The organism is Serratia sp. NPDC078593 (assembly GCF_050268245.1).
GTDB lineage: Bacteria > Pseudomonadota > Gammaproteobacteria > Enterobacterales > Enterobacteriaceae > JBNNGK01.
In genome coordinates, this window is the sequence record NZ_JBNNGK010000006.1 from 213,894 (window position 1) to 220,349 (window position 6,456).

Genomic DNA, 6,456 nt, shown 5'->3' on the forward strand with positions numbered 1-6,456 from the left:
ATATGTCGCTTATGGTTAGACTTCTTCAAAGAATTTTCTCTGTATTAACAAACCACTTTGTTCAATCATTAGCTTTTATCGATAATAAGTGCCAATAGAAAACATAATCTGCCATCAACGATGAGTAGTTAACCTTTTCGTTTCCGAGGTAAACATGAATACAGTTTGTACCGCTTGCCATGCCACTAACCGCGTCCCTGAAGATCGTCTGAACGACGGTGCTAAATGTGGCCGCTGTGGTCATGAATTATTTGACGGTGAAGTGATCAACGCTACCAGCGCGACATTAGACAAATTGTTGCAAGACGATCAGCCTATTGTGATCGACTTTTGGGCGCCCTGGTGTGCCCCTTGCCGCAACTTTGCGCCGGTTTTCGAGGAAGTGGCAAAAGAACGCGCCGGCAAAGTTCGCTTCATTAAAATTAACACCGAGGCTGAACCAGAACTGAGCGCCCGTTTCCGCATCCGCAGTATTCCGACCATTATGTTGTTCCGTGAAGGAAAAGTGGTCGATATGCTTAACGGTGCAATGCCGAAAGCGCCTTTTGACAACTGGCTTAACGAGTTAGTGTAACGTAAAAAAACCGGCTTGCGCCGCCGCACCTCATCACGCGGCGGCCACGGCTCTTATCGCCCTCACTCAATCACTCCCGCCGGGCTTTTATCTGCGCTACAATAGCGGTTTTTATCAGGATCGCTATGACCGACAATGCCGTACTCCGCCTGCGCCAGTGCCGTTTGGAACGCTCAACTCGCCCTTTTCTGGCGCGCGGCTGTCGCGTGGCGCGTTGTCAGGGTTGCTTACTGCCGCAACAAAACTGCCTATGTGACACCATCGTCCCTCAGCAAGCTGGCAGTCGCTTCTGTCTGATCATGTTCGGTGCCGAACCGTTAAAACCCAGCAACACCGGTCGTCTGATTGCTGATATTCTGCCGGACACCCAGGCGTTTCTTTGGTCACGTACCGAAATCGACCCAGTGTTGTTGGCTGCCATCAACGATCCCACACGCCAGCCTTATGTAGTGTTTCCCGCTTCCTACGCCGATCCGCAGCGCTCAGTGTGTAGCGAGCTGCCCAGCAACGGCAAACCACCGTTATTTATCATGCTCGATGGCACTTGGGCTGAAGCACGCAAAATGTTCCGAAAAAGTCCGTATCTCGATCGCTTTCCGGTGTTTTCGCTTAATGTGGCGGCGGCCTCTGACTATCAACTGCGTGAAGCCAGCCGCCCTGAACAACATTGTACCGCCGAAGTCGCCGCCGCTTTGTTACAGCAAGCCGGGGATAGTGCCGCCGCCGTAGGGCTGAACCAACATTTCAACTATTTCCGTCAGCAATATTTAGCCGGGAAACCTACGCGTCCGGAGGCACCGGTCACAGCAACATTGCCACAAAACGCCTAGAATCAAGCAACAACGTTGCAAGGAGTCGGGTTATGAGCCAGCGAGGCTTGGAAGCGCTTTTACGTCCTAAATCTATCGCCGTATTGGGCGCTTCCCAGCAACCAGGGCGCGCCGGATACTTGATGATGCGCAATCTGTTAGGCGGTGGCTTCAACGGCCCAATATTGCCGGTAACGCCGCGTTATAAGGCAGTATGCGGCGTAATGGCCTACCCGAACGTCGCCAGTCTGCCTCTGACTCCCGATCTCGCCGTGCTATGTACTCATGCTCACCGTAATCTTGCGTTGCTTACCGCTCTGGGTGAACGCGGTTGCAAAACGGCGATCGTGTTGTCCTCTCCGCCGGATCAGTTCGACGAATTAAAAGCCTGTGCCCAGCATTATGCCATTCGCTTGTTGGGGCCAAACAGCCTCGGGCTGTTAGCGCCGTGGCAAGGTATCAACGCCAGTTTCTCACCGGTGCCTATCCATAAAGGCAAACTGGCATTTATTTCGCAGTCAGCCGCCGTTGCCAACACAATTCTTGACTGGGCACAGCAACGTGAGGTCGGTTTCTCCTATTTCATCGCACTCGGCGATAGTCTGGATATTGACGTTGATGATTTGCTGGACTTTTTAGCGCGCGACAGTAAAACCAGCGCCATCCTGCTGTATCTGGAAAACATCAACGACGCTCGGCGCTTTATGTCCGCTTCACGCAGCGCCTCACGTAATAAACCTATTCTGGTGATCAAAAGCGGCCGCAGCCAACAGGTTCAGCGCTTGCTGAATAGCCAGCAAGGGCTTGATGCGGCCTACGATGCAGCGATACAGCGTGCCGGGCTGTTACGTGTGCAAGACACTCACGAGCTGTTTTCGGCAGTAGAAACCCTGAGTCACATGCATCCGCTACGGGGTGAGCGGCTAATGATCATTAGCAACGGCACTGCGCCTGCTGCCATGGCTTTGGACCAACTGCTAAGCCGCAATGGTAAACTTGCCGCGCTTGGTGCTGAAACACAAGCCAAGTTGCGCACCGCGCTGCCGGCGTTTATCCACGCTGGCAACCCGATCGATCTCCGTGATGATGCCACGCCGGCACGTTATCTGGCGGCTGTCGAAACATTGCTCGACAGTACCGATTATGATGCGTTGTTATTGATCCACGCACCTAGCGCCGCCGCGCCGGGCACCGACACAGCAGAAAGGCTGATTGCCGCGATACGCCAGCACCCGCGCGGTAAACGCATCACGTTGTTAACCAACTGGTGTGGTGAATATTCTTCACAAGAAGCACGGCGACTGTTCACGGAAGCCGGTATCCCCACCTATCGTACGCCAGAAGGTGCGGTGACGGCATTTATGCATATGGTCGAATACCGGCGAAACCAAAAGCAGCTGAAGGAAACACCGGCATTACCGCTCGGGCTAACCGCCAACACCGCCGAGGCGCACCAGTTAATTCAGCAGGCGCTAGCGGAAGGCGCAACACAGCTCGACACGCATGAAGTGCAACCGATCCTGCAAGCCTATGAGCTCAGTACCCTTCCCACCTGGATTGCCGGTGACAGTGCCGAAGCGGTGCACATCGCCGAGCAGATTGGTTATCCGGTGGCGCTGAAACTGCGTTCGCCGGATATTCCCCATAAATCAGACGTTCAGGGAGTCATGCTTTATCTGCGTACTGCCATTGAGGTTCAGCGTGCTGCAGACGCCATCCTCGATCGCGTTAAGCGCACCTATCCGCAAGCGCGAATCCACGGGTTATTAGTGCAAAGCATGGCTAATCGCGCAGGCGCACAAGAATTACACATCGCCGTTGAGCAAGATCCGATCTTCGGCCCGTTAATTATGCTGGGGGAAGGCGGTATTGAATGGCGGCAGGAAAACCAGGTTGCGGTGGCCCTACCGCCACTGAACATGGCACTCGCCCGCTATTTGGTACTGCAAGCGGTGAAAGGGGGAAAAATTCGTGGGCGCAGCACATTACGCCCATTAGATATTCCTGGGCTCAGTCGTTTGCTCGTGCAGGTTTCCAATCTGATTCTGGATTGCCCAGAAATTACCCGGCTGGATATTCACCCGGTATTGGCCTCCGGCAATGAGTTCACTTTGTTGGATGTTTCGATGCAACTCGCCCCGTTTAGCGGCGATCCACAAGCGCGGCTGGCCATACGGCCTTACCCGCATGAACTGGAAGAAACTATCACGCTAAAAGACGGTTCAAACTGCCTGTTCAGACCCATCCTGCCCGAAGATGAACCTGCACTAAAACACTTTATTGAACAAGTAACAAAAGAAGATCTTTATTATCGCTATTTCAGTGAAATCAATGAGTTTACTCATGACGATTTGGCGAATATGACGCAAATCGACTACGATCGGGAAATGGCTTTTGTTGCCATCCGTGATGAAGGCGAGATCATCGGGGTGACGCGTGCGATGTCCGATCCTGACAATAATGATGCTGAATTCGCCGTGTTGGTACGCTCCGACCTCAAAGGTCTGGGTTTGGGTCGACAGCTGTTGGCAAAACTTATCGCTTATGCCCGCCGTCACGGCCTGTTACGCTTAACCGGCATCACCATGCCGAATAACCGTGGCATGGTGACACTGGCCAAAAAATTGGGCTTTGAGGTTGACGTACAATTAGAAGACGGTATCGTCAATTTGACCCTGCCTCTACAGCTTGCCGAAGAGCAGTGACCTGTGTCGCAATGCACCGCCAATCCATCACTTAATACCAAAACATACGCACAATCGAAGCAACTAGTGGTATTATCGACCGATTATTCGTATTAATACTTTAAATGCATGTGGCGTTCCGGCCATTTAATTATGAGAGAAGAAGCGCACTGTGATGTTGTCAAAATTTAAACGTAGCAAACATCAACAACACCTTGCACAACTGCCCAAACTCCCCCAGACGGTGGCTAATTTCCGTACTCTTTACTCGCCGTCTGAGTATCGTACGGCCTTACTTGATGCAATCGCCCACGCGACGCAACGAATTTATCTGGTGGCTCTTTATCTTGAGCACGACGACGCTGGGCGAGATATTCTGAACGCACTTTATCAGGCTAAGCAACGTCGTCCTGAATTAGAAATTTGCATCTTGGTTGATTGGCATCGTGCACAGCGTGGCCGTATCGGTGCCGCTGCGACGAATACCAATGCTGATTGGTATTGCGCAATGGCAGACCAGTATCCCGAGTTATTGGTGCCTGTGTACGGTGTCCCGGTTAATACCCGTGAAGCCATGGGCGTGCTGCACCTGAAAGGTTTTATCATCGATGACACCGTCATTTACAGCGGTGCCAGCGTGAATGATGTGTATCTGCATCAGCATGATAAATATCGTTATGACCGTTACCAGCTCATTACCAATCGGATGCTGGCTGACACCATGATCGATTACATTAAACAGCATCTACTGACTGCAGGTGCCGTGCAGCGCTTGGATCGTTGCGATCGACCCAAAAGCCCGGAAATCAAGAATGAAACGCGCCTGTTCCGCTCTGCTTTGCGACGAGCCGGTTATCAATTTTCCGGTAAGGCTGATAATAATGAATTGGCAGTGACGCCATTGGTTGGCTTGGGCAAACAGAGTGTACTGAATAAAACGATTCACCATCTGATGTCCTGTACCGATCAGAAACTGACGTTGTGCACACCCTATTTCAATCTGCCAGCATTGCTGGTGCGTAATATTATTTATCTGCTGCGCCAAGGCAAGCAGGTCGAGATCATCGTCGGTGATAAGACCGCCAACGATTTCTACATCCCGCAAGATCAGCCTTTCAAAATTATTGGTGCTCTGCCGTATTTGTACGAAATTAACCTACGCCGTTTTCTGAACCGTCTGCAGCGCTATGTCGATACCGGGCAGTTGATTGTTCGCCTGTGGAAAGATGGTGAAAACAGCTATCACCTGAAAGGGATGTGGGTAGATGATGAATGGCAGTTGATCACCGGTAATAATCTCAATCCACGCGCCTGGCGCCTGGATCTAGAAAACGCCATTCTGATCCACGATCCTAAGCAGGAAATGCGTGAGCAACGTAATAAAGAGCTGGATCACATCCGCACCCACACCACCATCGTTAATCATTTCGAAGAGCTGGAAAGCATCCAGCAGTATCCGGTGAAAGTGCGCAAACTGATCCGCCGTTTACGTCGCATCCGTATTGATCGATTAATTAGCCGTATACTTTAATATCGCTATACTTGCTTTGTAGCCTCGGCATAAGCTGGCAGCTTGATATGAGTTGAGAGCGGCCTCAGCGGTAAAAATCCTACTGCTCAGTTTAACGTTGCCCGGCTTATGCCGGGTTTTTTATACGCCATGACAACAGGATGTTTTCATTATGCGTTCGTTTCGCTCACTGCTCTTAATTCCCCTGCTAGCACTCAGTGGTTGTAGCCATTGGGCCAATGACAGTTGGACAGGTAAAGACAAGGCTCAACATTTTGCCGCATCAGCCGTATTGGCCGCCGCCGGTAGCGCTTATGGCGATCATCAGAATTGGAGCGAAGCCCATAGTCGCAGTTTCGGCCTGATGTTTTCTATCGGGCTTGGAGCAGCCAAAGAGTTTTATGATAGTCGCCCCGGCGGCTCCGGCTGGAGTTGGAAAGACTTTGTCTGGGATGTGGCGGGGGCCGCAACCGGGTATAGCATCTATCAGGTAACCCACTGAACCATATCAATCACACTGAAAAAACGGCGGCGTTCGCTGTGTTATTTATTTTTTCACTACAAACGCAAAAAGCCCCATGCTTTCGCATGAGGCTTTCTACTTTATTTGATGCCTGGCAGTGTCCACACTATTCGTCTCTTCCTGAGACTCACCCCTTTGGGGCCGCCGCCTAAGCGGCGTTCCAATCTGTTCCCGACAGATTGGTCGCATGCCCATGCTCGAACAGCACTCCGCGTAATAGCTAAAACAAAAAGCCCTACGTTTACACGCAGGGCTTTTTGTTTTATTTGATGCCTGGCAGTGTCCTACTCTCGCATGGGGAGACCCCACACTACCATCGGCGCTACGGCGTTTCACTTCTGAGTTCGGCATGGGGT

At 51.7% G+C, this 6,456-nt stretch carries 5 protein-coding genes and 1 rRNA gene; 5 read left to right on the top strand and 1 reads right to left on the bottom strand.

Annotated elements, in window-relative coordinates; genetic code table 11:
- Nucleotides 1-154: 154 nt before the first annotated feature.
- The 5 genes from trxC (at nucleotide 155) to ACQKDS_RS09670 (ending at nucleotide 6,079) form a co-directional block, all read left to right on the top strand.
- On the top strand, nucleotides 155-574 hold the full coding sequence (gene trxC / locus ACQKDS_RS09650; RefSeq protein ID WP_399669241.1) for a thioredoxin TrxC: 420 nt from the start codon (nucleotides 155-157) through the stop codon (nucleotides 572-574).
- A gap of 125 nt (nucleotides 575-699) precedes the next feature.
- The gene (locus ACQKDS_RS09655) at nucleotides 700-1,404 is read left to right on the top strand and encodes a tRNA-uridine aminocarboxypropyltransferase (protein ID WP_399669244.1); all 705 of its coding nucleotides are present in this window, start codon (nucleotides 700-702) and stop codon (nucleotides 1,402-1,404) included.
- Between the two features lie 32 nt (nucleotides 1,405-1,436).
- Nucleotides 1,437-4,088, top strand: coding sequence for a bifunctional acetate--CoA ligase family protein/GNAT family N-acetyltransferase (locus ACQKDS_RS09660; RefSeq protein WP_399669247.1), 2,652 nt, complete (start codon nucleotides 1,437-1,439; stop codon nucleotides 4,086-4,088).
- Nucleotides 4,089-4,242: 154 nt separating this feature from the next.
- On the top strand, nucleotides 4,243-5,598 hold the full coding sequence (gene pssA, locus ACQKDS_RS09665) for a CDP-diacylglycerol--serine O-phosphatidyltransferase (RefSeq protein WP_399669250.1): 1,356 nt from the start codon (nucleotides 4,243-4,245) through the stop codon (nucleotides 5,596-5,598).
- Nucleotides 5,599-5,749: 151 nt separating this feature from the next.
- Nucleotides 5,750-6,079, top strand: coding sequence for a YfiM family lipoprotein (locus tag ACQKDS_RS09670; protein ID WP_399669252.1), 330 nt, complete (start codon nucleotides 5,750-5,752; stop codon nucleotides 6,077-6,079).
- A 292-nt stretch (nucleotides 6,080-6,371) separates the two neighbouring features.
- On the opposite strand, the gene rrf is transcribed toward ACQKDS_RS09670, so the two are convergent.
- A 5S ribosomal RNA gene (rrf, locus tag ACQKDS_RS09675) occupies nucleotides 6,372-6,456 on the bottom strand; the annotation flags it as partial.